The following is an 18,635-nucleotide window of genomic DNA, read 5'->3' as shown; positions in this document are numbered from 1 at the left end:
TTACTTTTTCTGCATGCTACCCAGCATATCAAACTGCTGAGAGAGGTAGCTGCTCATTGAGTTCATTTGGGCAATCAAGCCATCCAACTGCCCAAACTGCTTGCGGTAACGCTCTGTGCTGCGCTCGATACTGGCCTCCATACGCAGCTTGCGCACATCCAGGCTATCAACCCGCTGCTCAGCGCTAGTCACCGAGCTTTGAATAATGCCATCTTCTGCAGTGATGGCTTCAAGCGTTGCATTTAACCGCCCTGCAAAGCCGCCCTCTTTGGTGTCACCTGCAAAAAAGGCAGATAGACCCTCAGGGTTGCTAGCGACGGCATCGTCCAGCTTATCTTCATCAACCTTAAGCCGTCCCTTCTCATCGATGGAAATCCCAATTTGAGAAAGGCGTGAAATATCGCCTGTTCCGAGGTTGTCTGTGATATCCCGACGCAGGCGGTCTTCAATGGTACGCACAGTGCGATCACCCACCAGTTCGCCTGATGTTTCGCCTTCTCCGTTGTAGGCGGTCATTCTGCCAACGGTGGATTTCATTTCGTTGTAGTTTTTAACAAACTCGTCAATGGCCCCTCTCAGCGATTTTTCATCACGCTCAATGACTAGCGTAACGGGGTCACCAGACACCGCCGTGAGATCAAGCGTTACGCCTTGAATTGCCTCTTCAACCCGGTTGGTTTTACTGGTGATAGCAATGCCATTAACATTTAGCTCAGCGTTCTGACCTGAACGCTGGGTGGCTGCATCCATGGTCAGCGATGCCAAGCCTGAGAAGCCCTCCAGTGAAGCATCTTGGCCCGTCTCCTTTGAACTCAGCGCTAAACGGTATCCAGTGCCGTCATTAACGATAGAAGCTGTAACGCCAGCCTCTTTGTCCGCGTTAATTTGGTCACGGACATCCGCCAGCGTACTGCCTGCTGAAATAGTCACGTCGTAGCTTGTTTGGGTACCGCCAGCACCAAATTCAAGCGTCAGCGTCGCCTCAGCGGCTGTTAGCTCTTGATCTAGCGCTACGCTATTGGAAGCAGCGCTGCCTGCGCGGGCCAGTTGGGTAACGGTGACTTCATAGCGGCCCGCATTGGCGGTTTCACCTGCGGTCGCCAATACGCCGTCGCCCGTCACGGTGCTTTTTTGCTGCTTAAACGTAGAGGCTTCATTCAATGCAGCAATAGAGGTTTGCACTCGATCCATCGCTGACTCAAGGCGCCCATAAGCAGAAATCTTGGTTTGCTGAGCACTTTTCTGTTGTAAAATGGGTACAAGCTTTTGTTTTTCGGCCGCTTTAAGCTGTTCAACCAAACCATTCAGATCCAGTCCAGAACCTACACCGAGTGCTGTAATCGATGCCATGTGTCTCATTCCTTATAAGAAGTAGAGAGAAGTATCTGAATATTTTATCGGCTGCGGAGAAACAAACTTTAGAGGTAGCGCCTTTTTTTAGCTTTTTTTAAGGCATTGCAAAGAAAAATGCCCAGCACATAGTGCTGGGCATTTGGTAAGCCATTAATTTAGATAGCTTATCTACTTAACTCTGGTTTTGCTGCCCCAATGCTGCAAACTGCTGGGTCAGATAGGCGCTGGTTTGGTTCATTTGCGCCACCATACTGTCCATTGCTTGAAACTGCGTGCGATAGCGCTCAACGGTTTGCTCAATTCGGCTTTCCGTTGTTGCATAACGCTCTTTTAACGAATCAACACGCCCTTCAGATGAACTAACAGCGCTTTCAAGACGACCACCTGTACCAACCAAGCTTTCAAGCGATGAAGCAATTTGCCCTGCCATACCGCCCTCCTTGCTATCGCCTGCAAAAAAGCTGGCGAGCTGGTCAGGTTGGTTGGCCACAATGCTATCTAATCGATCCTCATCAACCTCCAGCTTGCCGTCTACTTGAAGCGAAATACCGACATCCGATAACACGCTAAAGCCATCGCCGCCGACAACACTGCTAATTGTTTGACGAAGCTCTCTTTCAACCGCCCGAGTTGCGGCATCAGCATTCAGCCCCGCCGCTTGGCCCGTCTCTTCGTCAAAGGCTGTCAAGCTGGTAATGGTATCTTTGAGCGTATTGAAGTCGTCAACAAAAGCGGTGACTTGCTCGCGAATAGCTTCGCTATCCTGCTCCACGCTTACTGTGCTCGTCGCGCCAGCCTCTGCAAGATTCAAGGTAACACCTTGGATTGCACCTTCCACTTGATTGGTGGGGCTAACGATATCGATTCCATTGACGTTAAACGCCGCGTCCTGGCCTGCCTGAACTACCTGTGCATCAGAAGTGGTGACGTCACCAGCAAGAATGTTTGAAAAATTGGTGCTTTCAATACTAGCGTCCGCACCGGTATCCGTGGCATTAACAGAAAGCCGATAACCTTCGCCATCATTGATAATTGAGGCGCTTAAGCGACCATCGCTCTGTTGATTAATGGCATCGCGCATGTCTTCCAGCGTACTGCCATCTGCAATGGTAATGGGATCCATAGCCCCGTCAGCAAGAGTAAAGGTTAATGACTGCTCCCCAGTCACTATGCTTTCATCTGCTGTTTCCAGGCGCTCGGTCACCAGACTGCTGGCCGTTGCTAAACGGTCAACCTGCACTTCGTACTGGCCAGGCTGGGCCTCATTGCTGCTGACAGCGCCAACGGCACTGCCTTCGACACTGGTTGTCAGGCTCTCGAATGTCGACCCATCATTGAGGGCTTTGGCAGAGCTTTGAAACTGCTCAAGCGCGCTTTGCAACTTACCATAAGCAGATATTTTCGTATCTTCAGACTGAATCTGCTGCGCAATGGGCTCAAGCTTTGCTTGTTCTGCCGTTTTTAATTGTTCCAGCAAGCCGTTCAGATCCAAGCCGGAACCAATGCCTAGTGATGTAATAGCAGCCATAAAACCAATGCCTTTTTTGAATACATGTTGCTACGCTTGCTACTCCCAATGATCATTTATCTGCGGAGTCCTACGTAACACTGTTTTTAATACACTTACCTTAAAACCTCGACCAGGTGAAGAATAACTTAAATATTTCCCTTATCTTTTCGCATTAATACGTTAACTAAAGTAACACAACGTAATAGACACACTCATTAATCAGAAAAATGACGTTAATAAGTCCATCTTTTAGCTGGTATTCCTAACTGCTCTTTCGCCCTACCCCGATGTAACGCAAACCAGCTTCTTCAACGGCGCTTGGTGTGTACAAATTACGCCCGTCAATGATGACTTTCTCAGCCAGCTGGTCGGCTAACCAGACGAAATCGACGCTGCGGAACTCTTTCCACTCGGTGCAAATAACCAGGGCATCAGCGCCTTTGACCGCCTGAATGCGGTCGCCCGCCAACATTAGATCATCACGCTCGCCATAGATACGCCGACACTCCGCTATCGCTTCCGGGTCAAACGCCTGCACCGTGGCGCCTGCTTGCCAAAGCGCTTCCATCAACGCGCGACTTGGGGCTTCACGCATATCGTCGGTATTGGGCTTAAAGGCCAGGCCCCACACGGCGATGGTCTTACCGCTTAGATTGCCTAGGCTATCTTGCAGTTTTGTGAACAGGGTTTGCTTTTGGCGTAAATTAACCGCCTCAACGGCGCTAAGCAGCTCTGGGGTATAACCTAACTGGCGCGCAGCGCGCTCTAGTGCCTGAACGTCTTTGGGAAAACAGGAGCCACCGTAGCCACAGCCAGGGTAGATAAAGTGGTAGCCGATGCGTGGGTCGCTGCCAATCCCCCGCCGTACGTCCTCCACGTCCACTTCGAGCCGTTCGGCAAGATTGGCGATCTCGTTCATAAAGCTGATTTTGGTGGCGAGCATGGCATTGGCAGCGTATTTGGTCAGCTCGGCAGCCCGCACGCTCATAAACATCAGTTTTTCGTGGTTGCGATTGTAGGGGGCGTAGCACTCTTGCATATGCGCTTTCACGCGTTCGCTTTCTGTGCCGACGATAATCCGCGCGCCGCGGGTAAAGTCTTCAATCGCGGCCCCTTCTTTCATAAACTCTGGGTTCGAACAGACATCAAACTCGAGTGAGGCGCCGCGCTGTTTGAGTGCATCACTGATAATGGCGTGGACTTTCTCGGCGGTGCCCACAGGCACGGTGGATTTATCAATCACCAGCTTGTAGCTATCCATATGCTGACCGATAGTACGCGCCACTTCTAGCACATAGCGTAGGTCGGCACTGCCATCTTCATCGGGGGGCGTTCCCACGGCGATAAACAATAATTCGCCATCCGCTACCGCTTGAGCTGCATCGGTGGTAAAGCGTAACCGGCCCGCCGAGACGTTGTGGGCAACGATGGTGCTTAGCCCAGGCTCAAAAATCGGCACTTCTCCGCCATTAAGCTGTTCAATCCGCTCAGCGTTAACATCCATACAGGTGACTTGATGGCCGACATCGGCTAAACAAGCGCCTGCAACAAGACCGACATAACCGGTTCCGAATACACTGATATGCATGACTTATTAACTCGCTAAAATACGTGATTAACTCACAAAAATACATAATTGCGAGCGTATCACATCGGCTTAGCGTTGATGAGCTCGATAGTGGGAGATTCGTTCTGAATTATAGACCTTGGTCTAACATCCACCTTGGTTTATAATGCACTGCAACACGCCCGATTTGGTGCTGACCGCTGGAGAACATGCAATGACTCCCGAGCCTACGAAAGAACACTCTGCCCCATCGTCACAGGGGCTGTCGACTACCGCGAACGTCCAGCGCAGCCTTCGTCAGTGCTTATCTATTGCCGCTGAGCTGCTCTACGATAACGGCCATGTACTTGAAACCATTACCCTGCCCCAGCGCGGTTTAGCCCGCCGTGAATTGCTCACCCTGAGTGCTGCAGCGCCCACCTGGGCAACCTGCCAGAAAGTAATGGAAGCCAGTGAAGCCGCCACCTTCAATGAGTATGGCCGCTTTGTGTTGACTCGCCTTGGTCGCGATATAATGTTTGATATGTTCGGCCAAGGGGCAGCTGACTGCGCCTAACGTCTCCAGTTGCCAAGCATTGCTATTCAAAAGAGCCAGTCAAAACAGTTGATCAAAGCAAGCTCATAAAAAAACCGCCCGCAAGCAAGCGCTTCGGGCGGTTTTTCTTGGCGTTTTTTTGAAGCCAGTGCCTAGATGTTAGCGCAGGCCGAGCATCGAAAGAATGAACAGCACAACCACGATAAGGCCGATAATGTAGATAATATTACGCATAGGGCGCTCCTTGCTTATTGCGTTTTAGGGAAATCAAAGGCTTGCTTGCCTTATGAGTCAACACTCCCATCCTAGCAGGCTTTTTCAGTTTTTGCGTAATGTCGTGGCAATTCTCTGTTAGAACGTGGCGGTCTTTGTGCTGTGGAACCTCTTCTACTTCTAAACCTCGAACCTTTGCCACTTATATCGAAGGTGTTGCGATGCGCGCTACTGCTTTGTTTGTTTCGTTTGCTGCTATTTCGATGTTACCCACCGCCTATGCCGCAGCGAATGAGCCTTCTGCAAATGCACTCCAGACGCTTGACCAACAAACTCGCCAACTAAACCGCGTACACAGCGTGGTAGTGGCCTACGATGGTGAGATTATCCACGAGCTGCAGCAGGGCGGGCCGGGAGTGGCATCACCTGCGAACATTAAATCGCTGTCTAAAACCGTGCTGGCTGCCGTTACCGGCGCGGCGATTGAAGCGGGGATTGTCGAGTCTGCTGAGCAGCCCATGGTGGAGCTATTTGGCGATCACCTGCCGAGCGGCACCGGCCCGCGCGTTAATGACATTACCGTGGCGCATCTACTTGCCTTACAGGCTGGGCTAGAGCGCACATCTGGCGGCAATTACGGCGCCTGGGTGGCCAGCGCCAACTGGGTGAACGATGCTATTACGCGTCCTTTTGTGGATGAACCCGGCGGTCGAATGCTCTACTCCACCGGCACCAGCCATTTGCTTTCCGCTGCGCTCACCTACGCCAGCGGCGAGACGACACACGCCCTTGCCCAGCGCTTATTGGGGAAACCGCTCAATATCACTATTCAACCTTGGTTGCGCGACCCGCAAGGCATCTATTTTGGCGGCAATGATATGCAGCTTTCACCTCGAGCGCTGATTGAAGTGGGCGAGCTGTATCGTAATGACGGCATCGTATTTGATGAAGCAGGAAATGGCGAGCGGGTTCTGCCGGAAGGCTGGGTGGAGGAGTCATGGCAGCCGCGCGGCACATCGCGCTGGACAGGCGACGGGTACGGCTACGGATGGTTTATTACTCAACTGGCAGGGGAAGATGCTTTCTACGGGCGGGGCTACGGCGGCCAGGCGCTGTTCGTTATTCCCGAGCGAGATCTAACCGTGGTGATCACCTCAGACCCGAACCCACCCTCGCCCGGCGGGCAGTTCCAGCAGCAGTTGAACAGCTTGGTAGAAGGTTTGTTAACCGCAAATGATGAGTAGCGCAGCCGGAGCGCGGCTGCGCTAACGCTTACTCGCCTTTGTGGCCAAGGCTCATCAAATAGAGCGCAGCCGCCAGCGCCAACACTGAAATGGCTAAATAGATCGCCTCCAACGGTGTGGCAAAGCGGATATCCACCACTGCGCGGAAGAACTCAATAATCACCGCCAAAATCACTACTCGGGCGATTTTGTCTTTTAGCTGGTCAAGCGAAGCAACGTTAAAGGGGTGATGCGGGAAACGCGCTTCGGCTTGATCAATCCTCGAGACAAACAGCCGGTAGATGCCCAGGCCGAAAATCAGCAGTACGATCGCAATCAGATAGATATCCACCGCGATAATAATGTCGGGCACTAAACTCTCGTGGATATTCGGGGTGCCTCCAATCAAGTAGTAGCGCAACACGTCGGCCACGACGGTTAAAATATCCACGGTGCCAACAATAAACAGTATCAATGAACCCAGCAGGCTTGGCACCACCGCAAGCATGACCAAAAAACGCGAGTTCCACAGCGCTGTTTCGATTCGCCGCTCCCAAGCCCCTTGCTGTTGCGGTGATTTAGGTGGCGTGGGCGGTGAGGCATCTGGCATGGCAAGGTTCCTTTTTAGATCAGGTTCATCACGATTAAAACGCACGTGGCGGCAAACAGCGCAAAGCCTAGCAGCAGCGCAACCCCATCGCGAGCGACCAAGCCAAGGCCAAGCAGGGAAAGTGCTACCCCGGCGCCGTTGGCCGAAAAGGGAATAAACTCCATCGGTGGCATGGCGAGGGCGATTAACAGGCAAACAACCGCAGTGACACGAATACCGATATAGCCGGTTAGCCACGGTAAGCGTACCCGCAGCAAACCATCTATCCAGCGGGCGGGCTTTTTCATCCACTTGATGCCCTTGTCGAACTTCTGCCGGGAAAGAGAGCGCTTGAGTAACCATCCAGGCAACCAGAACGACTCACATCCCGCCAGTAGCTGTACCGAAACAAGCAGCACCAGCACGGCCATCAGCGTCGGCATGCCAGGTATATCGCCGATGATCGGTGCCAGCGTAATTAACCCAGCGACCAGTAGCAGTGGCCCAAACGAGCGTCGCCCCACGGCCTGCACAACATTATCAACGCTAACCCGTGAAGCATCCTGCTCCATCTGCTCTATCGAGCTAATTAAATCCATTAAACTCGCGTCTTCGTTGCGGTTATGCATCGTGGTTATTGCGCTCCTCTACTTGCAGTTTGGTGCGGATAAAGTCGCTATGGCTAACATATAGCAAGTCCGCCAGGCGGCGAATACGATGCTCCTCCAGAGGGTCGACATTGCCGTCGGCCCAGGCCAACTGCCACATCTGCGCAACCAGCTCACAGCGCTGGTCGTAATCATAGTGCTCTTTAATCAGGCTTACGAACTGGTAGTGGTCGACCGCCTCGTCCACCTCCGCCTGGGCCAGTGTCATCAACTCTTCCACATCGCTTGCACTTAGCCGGTAGCGCTCGGTGAGCATAATACGCAGGGCGGCAAGCTCTTCGTCGGTGGTGTCGTAGTCGGCGCGAACGATTTCACACAGCAACGCCGCGGTGGCCAGCTCCAGGGTCAACGTTTGATTTTCACGCTGCTCGGGTTGCGCCAGCGCGCGCTGAAAAAAATCACTAATGGCGTTCAGCATAGAATTCTCCTGGCTAGAGAGAGCCTTGTCGTAAACTCAATCCTTCTTGGTGAGCTGCTCTCTTAACTGCTTGGGTACCTGCTTGATAATCAGACGATCCTGGGCGGCATCGTACTCGATGCTGGAGCCCAGCAGGTGGGAGTCAAAACTGATGGAAACGCCACCGGCGCGCCCGGTAAAACGGCGGAACTGGCTTAAGGTGCGTTTATCCGGAGGAATCTCCGGCGAGAGCCCGTAATCAGCGTTACGAATATGCTCGTAAAAGGCTTTCGGCTGCTGTTCGTCCACCAATCCGGATAGCTCTTCCAGGGTCATGGGCTCGCCACGTCGCAGCTGTTCGTTAGCGTAATCCACAAGGGTGTCGGTTTTTTCACGACTCACCTCGTCGTCATAATCCTCTTTTTCGACGTAGTCGCTAAATGCCTTGAGCAGCGTGCGGGTTTCCGCCGGAGCGTCAACGCCCTCCTCCATTCCCAACAGCGCGACCAAGCCCTCGGCGAGTTTTTTACCGCCGCGATCTTTGAGAAATGAAACGTACTGCGCATTCGGCGCATCGCTTTGCCACTGGGTGAGGTTAATCCGCGCCGCCAGAGTAAGCTGGCTGGTATTAAGCTGGGCAGCAGGCACGGCGTGGTGCTCATCGTTAATGCCGATCCCTTCACGCTGGTGCACCAATGCCATCAGCAGCGTTTCGGTATCGCCCTGGCGCTGGTGGCTGATCACTAAGTAACCACTCACTGACAGCTGCTCTTGAAGCTGTTTGGCGAGCCGTTCGGCCAGCGCAACCGAAAGCTCGGCAAAGCTCTGCTCACCGGCAAGATAGTCACGCAGCCACATGGCCAGCGGCCCTGCCTGCTCGCCCTCTTCGGCAAAGCGCCCCCAGCCTTTGGGCTTGGTGTTGTAGGTGTCGTTGAGCGCCCCCACTAGGCTCGCCATTACCGAGTCGTCGCTGGCATTAGCCTGTTCTGCCTGGGGGGCAGCGGTTAGGGTTAAGCGCTCACCGTCAAGCGTCGGATCGAGGCGGTGCACAATACTTTGCAGTAGCGGCATAAGGGTTTACTAGCGCTCCATGGTGAAGAGTGAGGAGTGAGGAGTGAGGGGTGAATAGCAAGCTGGATGGCAATCAGGGTTTTAGGCGATAACCGGTACGGAAAATCCAGCCGATAGTACCCAGGCAAGCAACGAGAAATAGTGCAATCATGCACACGCTAGCAGCAAGGCTAACATCGCTGATGCCGTAAAAGCTCCAGCGAAAGCCACTCACCAGATACACCACGGGGTTTGCCAGGGTAATGGTTTGCCAAAACGGCGGCAGCATATCAATGGAGTAGAAGCTGCCGCCTAAAAAGGTCAGCGGGGTAATCACTAACAGTGGCACCAGCTGTAGTCGGTCAAAGCCATCGGCCCAAATACCGATGATAAAACCCAGCAGGCTGAAGGTGACGGCCGTCAGCACCAGAAAGAACAGCATCCAAAACGGGTGGGCGATTTCCAGCGGAACAAACAAGCCCGAGGTCGCCAAAATAATCACCCCCAGCAGAATCGATTTCGAGGCCGCTGCGCCTACATAGCCAATGACAATCTCTAAATGCGAGATGGGCGCCGAAAGCAGCTCGTAAATACTGCCGGAGAACTTGGGAAAAAAGATGCCGAAGGAAGCGTTCGAGACGCTTTGGGTCAACAGCATCAACATAATCAGCCCAGGCACGATAAAGGCCCCATAGCTGACCCCGTTGACCTCACTGATGCGTGAGCCGATGGCGGCACCAAACACCACAAAGTAGAGCGATGTGGAGATCACCGGCGAAACTATGCTTTGCAGCAACGTGCGGCGCGTGCGGGCCATTTCCGCCATGTAGATAGCGCGAACAGGGTGAAGGTTCATGCACGCTCCTTAGGGTTAACCAGGTCGACGAAAATATCTTCAAGCGAACTCTGCCGGGTATTCAGGTCTTTAAAGGTGATGTCTTCTCGCTCTAGGGCGGTTAACAGTTCTGAAATCGCGTGGCCGTCTTCCTCCTGGCTGCCGTCGTAGGTATAAATCAGTTCATACCCTTCCGCTGCCAGGCTAAGCTCAAAGCGTTTCAGGCTGGCGGGCATCTCGGTTAACGGACTGTGTAGGTTAAGCGTCAGCTGTTTGCTGCCCAGCTTACTCATCAGGGCGGCTTTCTCTTCCACCAGCACCAGCTCACCACCATTGATCACGCCGATGCGATCAGCCATCTCTTCGGCTTCTTCGATGTAGTGGGTGGTCAAGATAATGGTGACGCCGTTATCGCGCAGCTGACGCACTACCTCCCACATCTCGCGGCGCAGTTCTACATCAACCCCAGCGGTGGGCTCATCAAGAAACAGAATGCGCGGTTCGTGAGAGAGCGCTTTGGCGATCAGCACGCGACGCTTCATGCCGCCCGAAAGTGTCATCAAGCGGTTGTTGCGCTTATCCCAAAGAGTTAGCGACTTGAGCACTTTTTCGATATGCGCGGGGTTAGGGGCTTTGCCAAACAGGCCACGGCTGAAACTAACGGTGTTCCAGACGGTTTCAAATGCTTCGTTGGTTAGTTCTTGGGGGACTAACCCAATAAGCTCCCGGGCCTGGCGGTAGTGGGAGATATTGTCGAAACCATCGACCAGCACATGCCCCGCAGTGGGATTGACCAAGCCGCAAACCACGCTGATGAGGGTCGTTTTGCCCGCCCCATTGGGGCCAAGCAGGGCAAATATTTCGCCGCGTTGAATGGTTAAATCAATATGGGTCAACGCCTGAAAGCCACCCTCGTAGGTTTTATTCAGGCCGTTAATGGTAATAATCGGGTCGTTCAAGGCGTACTCCTCACGCCGCGACGGGATAGTTTCAATACTATTGTCGCAATACTATTGACAGTACTATGCTCGCGGCGCTTGACGGCCTTTTAGGCAGAATTAAGAGCGGTCGGTTAGAACACGGTTGGTGGAAACGTTAAGTGCGTTCGGTAATTTCCAGCAGGTGATAGCCAAACTGGGTTTTTACCGGGCCGTGTACCTGGCCTACTTCACCGCTGAAAACGACTTTATCGAACTCGGGCACCATTTGGCCGGGGCCAAAGCTACCCAGGTCACCGCCTTGACGGCTGGAGGGGCAGCTGGAGTGCTCTTTGGCGACTTCCGCAAAGTCACGGCCGTTTTGGATCTCTTCTTTCAGTGCTAGGCACTGCTCTTCACTGCTGACTAAAATATGGCGGGCGCTGGCGCGTGTCATAGGTTACTCCTAACTAATTATGTTCTGAGGGGACATTCGGAGCGTTAGTTTACCACGGCTTACCCAGGGCTCCGCTATAACGCAACGCTTCACCTACGCTGGACAAGGCACGCTCGTGGGCACTAACGGCCAGCGGCCCACGGGCACAGGTCGCAATCACCCACGGCCCCTCGGTTGGGGCCTCCATATTAGTGCGCTCCGCAATACCGGCATCGCAACTACGCCGCTGCTGAGTGCCTGTTTTGTGGGCGAAACTTATTCCCTCGCCCATGCCCGCCTTAAGACGCTGTTTGCCGGAACTGGTTCGCCGCATTACGTCCAGCAGTATTTGCCGCTGCTCGGCATTTACATCATCCATACCGGGTCGCTGTTGAACAGTATGCAAGCTAGCCAATAGGTCGCCAAAAGCGCTTAAGGTGCCAACGTTCTCACCAGTGGCTTGGTAAGCATCAAAAGCGTGGTCGTAATCCGGCTGCGTGAAAGACCCCGTGCTGACACCTAGCACCCGGGCTAACGCCTGCCCGCGTTGGCTCACCGGGTGCTGGCGCAGGGCGATAAAATCCATTCCGCCAAGCCCGCGCGCATCCGGGTGCAGCTCGCCGTAAACCCCCTGGCGTACACCGACCAGTTTAGAGATAGGGCCAATCTCATCAGGATTACCGCCGCTTGCCGCTATCATGGTACGGGCACGTTGGTTTACCGCTTTAAGCCCCAGGCGATCAATCAGCATATCGGTGGCGGTGTTATCGCTGACGGTAAGCATCTGCTCCATTAAATAGCGAATAGAGATAGGCGTGCCGGGGTCGTGCCAGTTGGTAGGCCCTGCACCATCGACAAAGTCACTCCGCGCAAGCGTTAACCGCTCATCCAGAGAGAGCGTGCCGGCCTGACGCTCGGCAAGCAGTTGTGCCGCCACCGGTATTTTAATCAGCGAGGCTAAGTACCAAGGGTCGTCGGCACGCCAGGAGTAGGCTTCGCCACTGGCGAGGTTTTGCACATAAACACCCAGTTGACCCGCAAACACTTCTTCGATGGCCTGCAAGCGCGCGGTTAAATCGCCCTGCCAAGCACTCTGTTTATCTACCTCATAGTACCAATTGGTTTCGTACTCATCTGCATGTGCAGGTAGCGCCATGAGAAGTGCTACGGCTACCAGTCCGCAATGTATCCAGTGTCGCAAATCGTAAACTCCCTAAATGATGGATCGTGTTTAACGGTGCTGGGCTATCCAACGTGTTAACCAAATCCACGCCGCGGCACCTAGTATCAACAGCCCGCCCACGCCAAGTGCCTGTGGATAGGTGTACATTCCCTCGCCTTCCCATAGAAAGCGCAGCACTAAGAAGATCATCACAATATGGAAGATAAACGCCATGAGGGCGTTAGAGCCGACAAGCGTCAGCGGCATTAAAGCCTTTGCCGCTTTGGCGCCGCCAGCAAGCGCGGCGGCTAATAGCACCAGCGCGCCACCCAGACTAAACAGCATAAATTCTAGCCCTGGCGGGTGTTTGCCAACATTTTTCGCCACCGCCAGCATCGCCGCATGCACATCACCACTGGCAAACGCCAAGCCATAAAATCCGGCGACCATTAGTGCACCCAGCCCTAGTAGGGTCAACACCAGCCGCCGCCGCATAGCGGGCTCAAAGTAGCAGCGTAGCAAGGCTTCACCGATCAAAAGGCCCACTAGAATCATGGGTGCGCGGCTTATCTGCCCCCAGGTATAGTGGTCTTCGTGATCCACCAGTAGTGCCTTCAGAATATCGTTGTCGCCGAAGGTGAGGCTTTGCAGCCAGACGGTCAGCGCGATTAACACGCCAATCGTGGTTAGCCGACTCCATAGCGGTGCCCGCGCCCACAGCGGCAAAATCAGCGGCACCCATAACAGCGCAATGGCGTAGAAGCCTAAGATCTCTACCCAAATTGCGAAACGGCCATAGAGCAAGGCATCGACAATTTCGCTGGGCGAATAGAACGGCAACATTTCAATAACAAGCAGCGCTTTGTACCAGAACCACACTTCTACGGCGCGCAGCCAGAGCTTTAAACGGCGTTTCGGCCAGTCATCGCTTTGGGTATGGGAAAGAAACGCCACCGCTAGCGCAATGCCAAACACCAGGATAAACAGCGAAGAGGAGAATTTGGTCAAAAAATGGATCGGCACCATGCCCCAGTCAGGGACGTTGCGAATACCCACCAACCCACTGACCGCATGGCTTATGATCATCAAGCCAATGGCTAGGCCACGGGCTAAGTCAATCGCCTCTATGCGGCCTTCGGCCTTGGGCAGTTGGGGCTTTTCTGTCCATTTTAAGGGCATCCAGTTCAGGGGCATCAAGACATCCTTGTGGGCACCGTAGTCAATGGTTAAGCATAAAGGTGCTTAACACTTTAGCGTGAAATGATATCGCCCGCTTGGGTTGACAGTGTTAACGGCCACACACAAAGATGCCCCGCAGTTCAGTTGGCGGGGCATCCATTGGCTCATCCTTGAGCCCGAGAAAAGTCATTCCTTAAAGGTTGCAATTACCACCCGGAGTCATCCTCCTCTTCGTCAGTGGCGGGGACTTCTTGCTCCTCTTCCTCTTCTTCGTAAGTGAATTCTTCCTCTTCCTCTTCGTACTCAGTACCTGCGTCCTGGCCTTTGTCTTGCTCAGTATCGTAGCTATTGTACGTGCCTTCACCTTCCTGCATCGGCTCTTCTTGCGGGGTAGGCTCTTTCTCTTCGTCACTACCTTCCATTTCAGCGAAGGCTAGCGGGCTGGCCATCAGACCAAACGATACGCCTAGGATGCCAAGCTTCTTGAGATAATCCATCTTCATCATGATACTGCTCCTGTATGGCTTTACTGCTTAAACTTCGGCACTTGCTTACGAGCATCGCACCTTAGTTTTAGTGTTGAGAGGGTAAGGTCTTCCTACCATCCGCTCTCACCACTAATACTGCAGCGAGCGTGCCACTTTTCGACCAACGTAAATAAAAATCACTATTAAACAATCGTTTATATGTTTAAAACCGATGCCAACCTTTTGTTTTTATTAATAAAAACTAGCCTTATGCTGTTTAAAATAGGCACATGATCCCCGTTTGATCAGGCAATCGGGGCAATCTAGAAGGATTACTCGTAGGCCATCTCTTCCAGCTCTTTACCGCGCGTCTCTTTGACGAAGTAAATAACGAAGAAGACCGAGGCAACGGCACTGATCGCATAGAAGCCATAGGCACCGAACAACCCGATAGAAGCCAGCATGATAGGAAACGTCATGGTAATACCGAAGTTGGCCAGCCACTGGAAAAGCCCTGCTATCGCCAGCCCCGAACCACGCATCTGATTGGGGAACATCTCGCCCAGCATGACCCACATCACCGGCCCCCAAGAGGCGTTGAAGAACAGCACATAGAGGTTGGCGCACAGCAGCGCAAATACGCCCATGTCACTGGATAGCTGTAGGCTGCCATCCACCATCGAGGCCGTAGAGAACGCATAGGAGAGACACGCCAGTGTCGCCGCCATGCCCACAGAACCACCCCAAAGCAGCGGTTTGCGGCCAATTTTGTCGATCAGCGCAATGGCCAGCAGGCAGGCGCCGATACTCACGGCACCAGAGATCACATTGATCAGCAGCGCATCGCCTTCGGAGAAACCGACTGACTGCCATAGCACCGCGCCGTAGTAGAAGACGACATTAATGCCCACCAACTGCTGGAAAACCGCCAAACCAATCCCCACCCAGACGATAGCGTGCATCTTGCCGGTGGTGCGGTTAATCACATCGCTCAACCGTGGCTTGTGGTCTTGATCCAGGGTGGTGTTAATTTCATCAATTTTAGTGCTGACATCCCGTTCAGGCATCACTAACCCCAGCACCCGGCGGGCTTCGCCCTGCTTACCGGTACTGATCAGGTAACGCGGGCTTTCCGGAATAAACAGCAATGCCACCAGAAAAACGGCAGCCGGTATCAGCTCAATCCAGAACATCCAGCGCCAGGTTGCGAAACCAAACCATAGCTCGGTGGTTGCCGAACCCGCGACATAAGCCAAGACATAGTTGCTAAGAAAGGCAAAAAACAAACCAGAGATAATCGCTACCTGCTGGATAGTGGCCAAACGCCCACGATAGGCCGATGGCGCGACTTCACTGATATAAGCCGGTGTCATCACGCTGGCGGCGCCGACGGCAAGGCCACCGAGAATGCGGTACACCACAAACTCCATCGAACTACCGGCAACGCCTGACCCCCAGGCACTAATCAGAAAAAACACCGCGGCCACGATCAGCAGCGTGCGGCGGCCAAAGCGATCCGCCAGGCGACCGGCAAAGAAGGCCCCAATCGCGCAGCCCAGCAGCATGGAGGCGACATTGAACCCCGTGCCCGCGCTATCCGAGTTAAAAGTGGTCTGCAGGCCATCGACGGTACCGTTGATCACGCCACTGTCGAAGCCGAACAGGAAACCGCCGATGGCGGCAATACAGCAGATCACCAGAATATACGATGAGCGGCTTAGCGTTCTTTGTTGTGTCATTGTCGAGCTCCTTGGATTTGTTATTGAGCGTTTTTGTGTCTATTAAGCGTTTTTGTGTCTATTGAAGAGTGGGAAATTGACGATCGTTAGTGGTGTAACGTGCTCTCGCGACGACTTGAAGCCTGGTGGACAGCGCCGTCAGGCAGCCGTTGCCCTTCGGCATCGAACGCGTGTAGCTGGGCCTGTTGAGGCGTCATAAACAGCGTGTCGCCATGACTCAATTCGACATCGCCAGAGAGACGCACGGTGAGCGGGCCGGCCTGCTCGCTATCCACATAGGCAAAGGCGTCAGCACCAAGCTTCTCAATGAACCGCACACGCCCTTTCCACTCGCCCTGCTCGCGGCTTACCTCTAGATGCTCGGGCCGAATACCAAGAGTGGTGGCGCCATAGGCCGCCGCTAGTGGCCCTTCGATCAAGTTCATTTTCGGCGAACCAATAAAGCCCGCGACAAACAGCGTTTCAGGGCGTTGGTAAAGCGCCATGGGTTTGCCCATCTGCTCTATCTGCCCGGCATTCATCACCACTATGCAGTCGGCCAGGGTCATCGCTTCAACCTGGTCGTGGGTGACATACACCATGGTGGTTTCGAGCCGTTGATGCAGTTCGGCCAGCTCGACCCGCATGCGGTTACGTAACGAGGCATCCAGATTAGACAGCGGCTCGTCGAACAGAAATACGCCGGGGCTGCGTACAATCGCCCGGCCGATGGCCACCCGCTGGCGCTGCCCACCGGATAACTCTGCGGGTTTACGCTCAAGCAGTTCTTCTAAATTGAGCAGACGTGCCGCCTCGGCGACTTTAGCCTCGCGCTCTTTGACGGGCACCTTTGCCAGGCGCATACCGAAGTCGATATTGCGGGCGACCGTCATGTGCGGATAGAGCGCATAGGACTGAAAGACCATGGCAATATCCCGGTCACTCGGCTCGGCGGTGGTGACGTCCTCCCCGCCGATAGTGATGGTTCCCTGGGTCACGGTCTCAAGGCCCGCAATCATGCGCAGCAAAGTGGACTTGCCGCAGCCAGAAGGCCCGACCAGCACGGTAAAGGAGCCATCGTCGATATGCAGATTTAGATGAGGGATGACCGTTTCTTTGCCATGAAACGTCTTTTCGATGTCGCGTAGGGTTACTTCAGCCATGAGCTTATCTCGTCTCTGAAAGAGGGGCGCGGCGATAGCAAAACGCCTGGAAGTCGGCGGGAGTGCCGCGTCCGCTAATGTCGTGGGCGGCCATGCCCAGGAAAGTGCCGGTAAAGTAGCCGTGGGCGCGGCCACTGCCTTCGTCGGAGAGCAGGCCAGCGTCTAACGTGGGCCCAATCGACTGCCACTCCTCACCACCCTGGGCATAGCGAAAGCGCAGCTCCCGGGCGTGGATATCCAGCCCGAGCCGAATCGTGGTGCCAGGGACAAGGCGCACGCTCGCATCCGCGATGTCCAGATTCCCGTTAGGCCAATCATCCAGGCAACTGATAACGCTCAACACCTTGTCGCCGGTGTCATTCAGGGTCACCGCCAGGTAATGAAACTTGAAGCGGTTGTAGTAGGCGATAAGCCCGGCAAACTGCTGAATATCTTCAGGTTCAAACTCAAGCGTCGTTTCGGCGCTACAGTAGATGCTGTCCTGGCGCCGGGCCACTAACGCCTGCTCAAACCAGGAACCGACCGACTCACGGCCAAACAGGCGCAGGTAGCCGGGCCGCTCGGTAAGCGAAAAAAGCCGTTCAGGATAGGGGGTACGCAGCCATTGAAACGCGGCGGGCAGGGTGTCTGTTTCGAATTCGTAGTGCTCCTCCCGCGCAGGAGGCCTTTGCGTTACCCCGCTCACGGCGACCGTTAACGCCGGGGTATTGCCTCCATCGGCGAGTCGTGGCCAGCCATCTGCGCCCCACTCCATCCGCTGAATAGCGGTCTCGCGCCCCAGCGGTGACAGTCGGGTTCCCGGTAAGGGGCGGCCACATAAATGCACCAAGTAGCTATGGTCTTCAGAGCTATGACCTTCAGAGCTATGACCTTCAGGACTATCGACCAAATCCGCATGGCCCGCCCGCTGGAGTGGGTTATCGGGGTCATGGCTAGCCGTCAAAAGTGGGGTTTGAGGATGTAGCTGGTAAGGGCCCGTTAGCGTTTTTGAACGCGCCATGGTCACCGCATGCTGGTAGCCCGTGCCGCCCTCGGCGACGATTAGGTAGTACCAGCCATCGCGACGATAGAGATGCGGCCCTTCCGTCAGCTTCAGTTCGGTACCCGTGAAGATAGTGGTAATAGCCCCCACTAAGCGGCGCTGCTCAGGATCATACTCTTGCAGCACAATGCCGCCGAAACGATCCCGCCCTTCCCGCTGGCGATAATCCCACTGCAGGTTAATCAGCCACTTGCGGCCATCGCTATCATGAAACAGCGAAGGGTCAAAGCCGCTCGAATTGAGATAGACCGGATCGCTCCAGGGCCCCTCGATATGCGGGGCAGTGACCAGGTAGTTATGGCCATCCTTAAAGTTGCCCTCATAACGCTTCATATCGGTGTAGACCAGCCAAAACAGGCCGTCAGCGTAGCTTAAACAGGGCGCCCAGATGCCGCAGGAGTCCGGGTTGCCGCGCATATCCAGCTGGCTGGCCCGGCTCAATGGCCGTGTCACCAATTCCCAGTTAGCCAGGTCGCGGGAGTGGTGGATCTGAACGCCGGGGTACCACTCAAAGGTTGACGTCGCCAGATAGTAGTCGTCGCCTACCCGGCAAATCGAGGGGTCGGGGTTGAACCCGGCCAGAATCGGGTTGTGAATAACATCGTTCATTG

Annotated in this window: 18 protein-coding genes; 2 read left to right on the top strand and 16 right to left on the bottom strand. The window is 54.3% G+C overall.

Going from position 1 to position 18,635, the window contains the following annotated elements:
• From fliD (QT231_RS05160) to QT231_RS05150, 3 genes are all read right to left on the bottom strand, one after another.
• Positions 1 to 1,350 (bottom strand): flagellar filament capping protein FliD, encoded by a 1,350-nt coding sequence (fliD, locus tag QT231_RS05160; protein WP_308335847.1) that lies wholly within the window; start codon positions 1,348 to 1,350, stop codon positions 1 to 3.
• A 175-nt stretch (positions 1,351 to 1,525) separates the two neighbouring features.
• Positions 1,526 to 2,881 (bottom strand): flagellar filament capping protein FliD, encoded by a 1,356-nt coding sequence (gene fliD, locus QT231_RS05155; RefSeq protein ID WP_308335846.1) that lies wholly within the window; start codon positions 2,879 to 2,881, stop codon positions 1,526 to 1,528.
• Positions 2,882 to 3,125: 244 nt separating this feature from the next.
• Positions 3,126 to 4,451, bottom strand: a complete 1,326-nt coding sequence (locus tag QT231_RS05150; RefSeq protein ID WP_308335845.1) for a UDP-glucose/GDP-mannose dehydrogenase family protein — start codon at positions 4,449 to 4,451, stop codon at positions 3,126 to 3,128.
• A gap of 193 nt (positions 4,452 to 4,644) precedes the next feature.
• Between QT231_RS05150 and QT231_RS05145 the strand changes: the two genes are divergently transcribed.
• Together QT231_RS05145 and QT231_RS05140 are read left to right on the top strand one after the other, a co-directional pair.
• Positions 4,645 to 4,986, top strand: a complete 342-nt coding sequence (locus tag QT231_RS05145) for a hypothetical protein (RefSeq protein ID WP_308335844.1) — start codon at positions 4,645 to 4,647, stop codon at positions 4,984 to 4,986.
• 413 nt (positions 4,987 to 5,399) lie between these two features.
• Positions 5,400 to 6,422 (top strand): serine hydrolase, encoded by a 1,023-nt coding sequence (locus QT231_RS05140; RefSeq protein ID WP_308335843.1) that lies wholly within the window; start codon positions 5,400 to 5,402, stop codon positions 6,420 to 6,422.
• 28 nt (positions 6,423 to 6,450) lie between these two features.
• Here the strand turns inward: QT231_RS05140 and QT231_RS05135 are convergent, their stop codons facing one another.
• From QT231_RS05135 to QT231_RS05075, 13 genes are all read right to left on the bottom strand, one after another.
• Positions 6,451 to 7,011: a YqhA family protein gene (locus QT231_RS05135; RefSeq protein WP_308335842.1), complete on the bottom strand. Its 561-nt coding sequence runs from the start codon at positions 7,009 to 7,011 to the stop codon at positions 6,451 to 6,453.
• Between the two features lie 14 nt (positions 7,012 to 7,025).
• The gene (locus QT231_RS05130; RefSeq protein ID WP_308335841.1) at positions 7,026 to 7,619 is read right to left on the bottom strand and encodes an exopolysaccharide biosynthesis protein; all 594 of its coding nucleotides are present in this window, start codon (positions 7,617 to 7,619) and stop codon (positions 7,026 to 7,028) included.
• A complete protein-coding gene (locus tag QT231_RS05125; RefSeq protein WP_308335840.1) occupies positions 7,612 to 8,076 on the bottom strand; it encodes a TerB family tellurite resistance protein in 465 nt (154 codons plus the stop codon). Before QT231_RS05125 ends, QT231_RS05130 begins: the two co-directional genes overlap by 8 nt.
• 36 nt (positions 8,077 to 8,112) lie before the next feature.
• On the bottom strand, positions 8,113 to 9,126 hold the full coding sequence (locus QT231_RS05120; protein ID WP_308335839.1) for a nucleoid-associated protein: 1,014 nt from the start codon (positions 9,124 to 9,126) through the stop codon (positions 8,113 to 8,115).
• 73 nt (positions 9,127 to 9,199) lie between these two features.
• The gene (locus tag QT231_RS05115; protein ID WP_308335838.1) at positions 9,200 to 9,961 is read right to left on the bottom strand and encodes an ABC transporter permease; all 762 of its coding nucleotides are present in this window, start codon (positions 9,959 to 9,961) and stop codon (positions 9,200 to 9,202) included.
• The gene (locus tag QT231_RS05110) at positions 9,958 to 10,899 is read right to left on the bottom strand and encodes an ABC transporter ATP-binding protein (protein ID WP_308335837.1); all 942 of its coding nucleotides are present in this window, start codon (positions 10,897 to 10,899) and stop codon (positions 9,958 to 9,960) included. Before QT231_RS05110 ends, QT231_RS05115 begins: the two co-directional genes overlap by 4 nt.
• 136 nt (positions 10,900 to 11,035) lie before the next feature.
• Complete coding sequence (locus QT231_RS05105; RefSeq protein ID WP_308335836.1) at positions 11,036 to 11,314, bottom strand: peptidylprolyl isomerase; 279 nt, start codon at positions 11,312 to 11,314, stop codon at positions 11,036 to 11,038.
• Between the two features lie 49 nt (positions 11,315 to 11,363).
• On the bottom strand, positions 11,364 to 12,449 hold the full coding sequence (locus tag QT231_RS05100; protein WP_308335865.1) for a serine hydrolase: 1,086 nt from the start codon (positions 12,447 to 12,449) through the stop codon (positions 11,364 to 11,366).
• 75 nt (positions 12,450 to 12,524) lie between these two features.
• Complete coding sequence (locus QT231_RS05095; protein ID WP_308335835.1) at positions 12,525 to 13,649, bottom strand: acyltransferase family protein; 1,125 nt, start codon at positions 13,647 to 13,649, stop codon at positions 12,525 to 12,527.
• A gap of 191 nt (positions 13,650 to 13,840) precedes the next feature.
• Positions 13,841 to 14,140: a hypothetical protein gene (locus QT231_RS05090; RefSeq protein WP_308335834.1), complete on the bottom strand. Its 300-nt coding sequence runs from the start codon at positions 14,138 to 14,140 to the stop codon at positions 13,841 to 13,843.
• A gap of 293 nt (positions 14,141 to 14,433) precedes the next feature.
• Complete coding sequence (locus tag QT231_RS05085) at positions 14,434 to 15,840, bottom strand: sugar porter family MFS transporter (protein WP_374694377.1); 1,407 nt, start codon at positions 15,838 to 15,840, stop codon at positions 14,434 to 14,436.
• An 86-nt stretch (positions 15,841 to 15,926) separates the two neighbouring features.
• Positions 15,927 to 16,982: a sn-glycerol-3-phosphate ABC transporter ATP-binding protein UgpC gene (locus QT231_RS05080; RefSeq protein WP_308335833.1), complete on the bottom strand. Its 1,056-nt coding sequence runs from the start codon at positions 16,980 to 16,982 to the stop codon at positions 15,927 to 15,929.
• Positions 16,983 to 16,986: 4 nt separating this feature from the next.
• The gene (locus tag QT231_RS05075; protein ID WP_308335832.1) at positions 16,987 to 18,633 is read right to left on the bottom strand and encodes a glycoside hydrolase family 43 protein; all 1,647 of its coding nucleotides are present in this window, start codon (positions 18,631 to 18,633) and stop codon (positions 16,987 to 16,989) included.
• Positions 18,634 to 18,635: the final 2 nt, after the last annotated feature.

The organism is Halomonas sp. SpR1, from assembly GCF_031010175.1.
GTDB lineage: Bacteria > Pseudomonadota > Gammaproteobacteria > Pseudomonadales > Halomonadaceae > Vreelandella.
The sequence above is the reverse complement of the archived record's forward strand: the minus strand, read 5'-3'. Positions and strand labels throughout refer to the sequence as shown.

What these genes read in the sequence shown, in the direction of transcription:
- fliD (WP_308335847.1), bottom strand. Translation starts at nt 1,350, where the DNA reads ATGGCATCGATTACAGCACTCGGTGTAGGTTCTGGACTGGATCTGAAT.
- fliD (WP_308335846.1), bottom strand. Translation starts at nt 2,881, where the DNA reads ATGGCTGCTATTACATCACTAGGCATTGGTTCCGGCTTGGATCTGAAC.
- QT231_RS05150 (WP_308335845.1), bottom strand. Translation starts at nt 4,451, where the DNA reads ATGCATATCAGTGTATTCGGAACCGGTTATGTCGGTCTTGTTGCAGGC.
- QT231_RS05145 (WP_308335844.1), top strand. Translation starts at nt 4,645, where the DNA reads ATGACTCCCGAGCCTACGAAAGAACACTCTGCCCCATCGTCACAGGGG.
- QT231_RS05140 (WP_308335843.1), top strand. Translation starts at nt 5,400, where the DNA reads ATGCGCGCTACTGCTTTGTTTGTTTCGTTTGCTGCTATTTCGATGTTA.
- QT231_RS05135 (WP_308335842.1), bottom strand. Translation starts at nt 7,011, where the DNA reads ATGCCAGATGCCTCACCGCCCACGCCACCTAAATCACCGCAACAGCAA.
- QT231_RS05130 (WP_308335841.1), bottom strand. Translation starts at nt 7,619, where the DNA reads ATGCATAACCGCAACGAAGACGCGAGTTTAATGGATTTAATTAGCTCG.
- QT231_RS05125 (WP_308335840.1), bottom strand. Translation starts at nt 8,076, where the DNA reads ATGCTGAACGCCATTAGTGATTTTTTTCAGCGCGCGCTGGCGCAACCC.
- QT231_RS05120 (WP_308335839.1), bottom strand. Translation starts at nt 9,126, where the DNA reads ATGCCGCTACTGCAAAGTATTGTGCACCGCCTCGATCCGACGCTTGAC.
- QT231_RS05115 (WP_308335838.1), bottom strand. Translation starts at nt 9,961, where the DNA reads ATGAACCTTCACCCTGTTCGCGCTATCTACATGGCGGAAATGGCCCGC.
- QT231_RS05105 (WP_308335836.1), bottom strand. Translation starts at nt 11,314, where the DNA reads ATGACACGCGCCAGCGCCCGCCATATTTTAGTCAGCAGTGAAGAGCAG.
- QT231_RS05100 (WP_308335865.1), bottom strand. Translation starts at nt 12,449, where the DNA reads ATGGCGCTACCTGCACATGCAGATGAGTACGAAACCAATTGGTACTAT.
- QT231_RS05095 (WP_308335835.1), bottom strand. Translation starts at nt 13,649, where the DNA reads ATGCCCCTGAACTGGATGCCCTTAAAATGGACAGAAAAGCCCCAACTG.
- QT231_RS05090 (WP_308335834.1), bottom strand. Translation starts at nt 14,140, where the DNA reads ATGATGAAGATGGATTATCTCAAGAAGCTTGGCATCCTAGGCGTATCG.
- QT231_RS05085 (WP_374694377.1), bottom strand. Translation starts at nt 15,840, where the DNA reads ATGACACAACAAAGAACGCTAAGCCGCTCATCGTATATTCTGGTGATC.
- QT231_RS05080 (WP_308335833.1), bottom strand. Translation starts at nt 16,982, where the DNA reads ATGGCTGAAGTAACCCTACGCGACATCGAAAAGACGTTTCATGGCAAA.
- QT231_RS05075 (WP_308335832.1), bottom strand. Translation starts at nt 18,633, where the DNA reads ATGAACGATGTTATTCACAACCCGATTCTGGCCGGGTTCAACCCCGAC.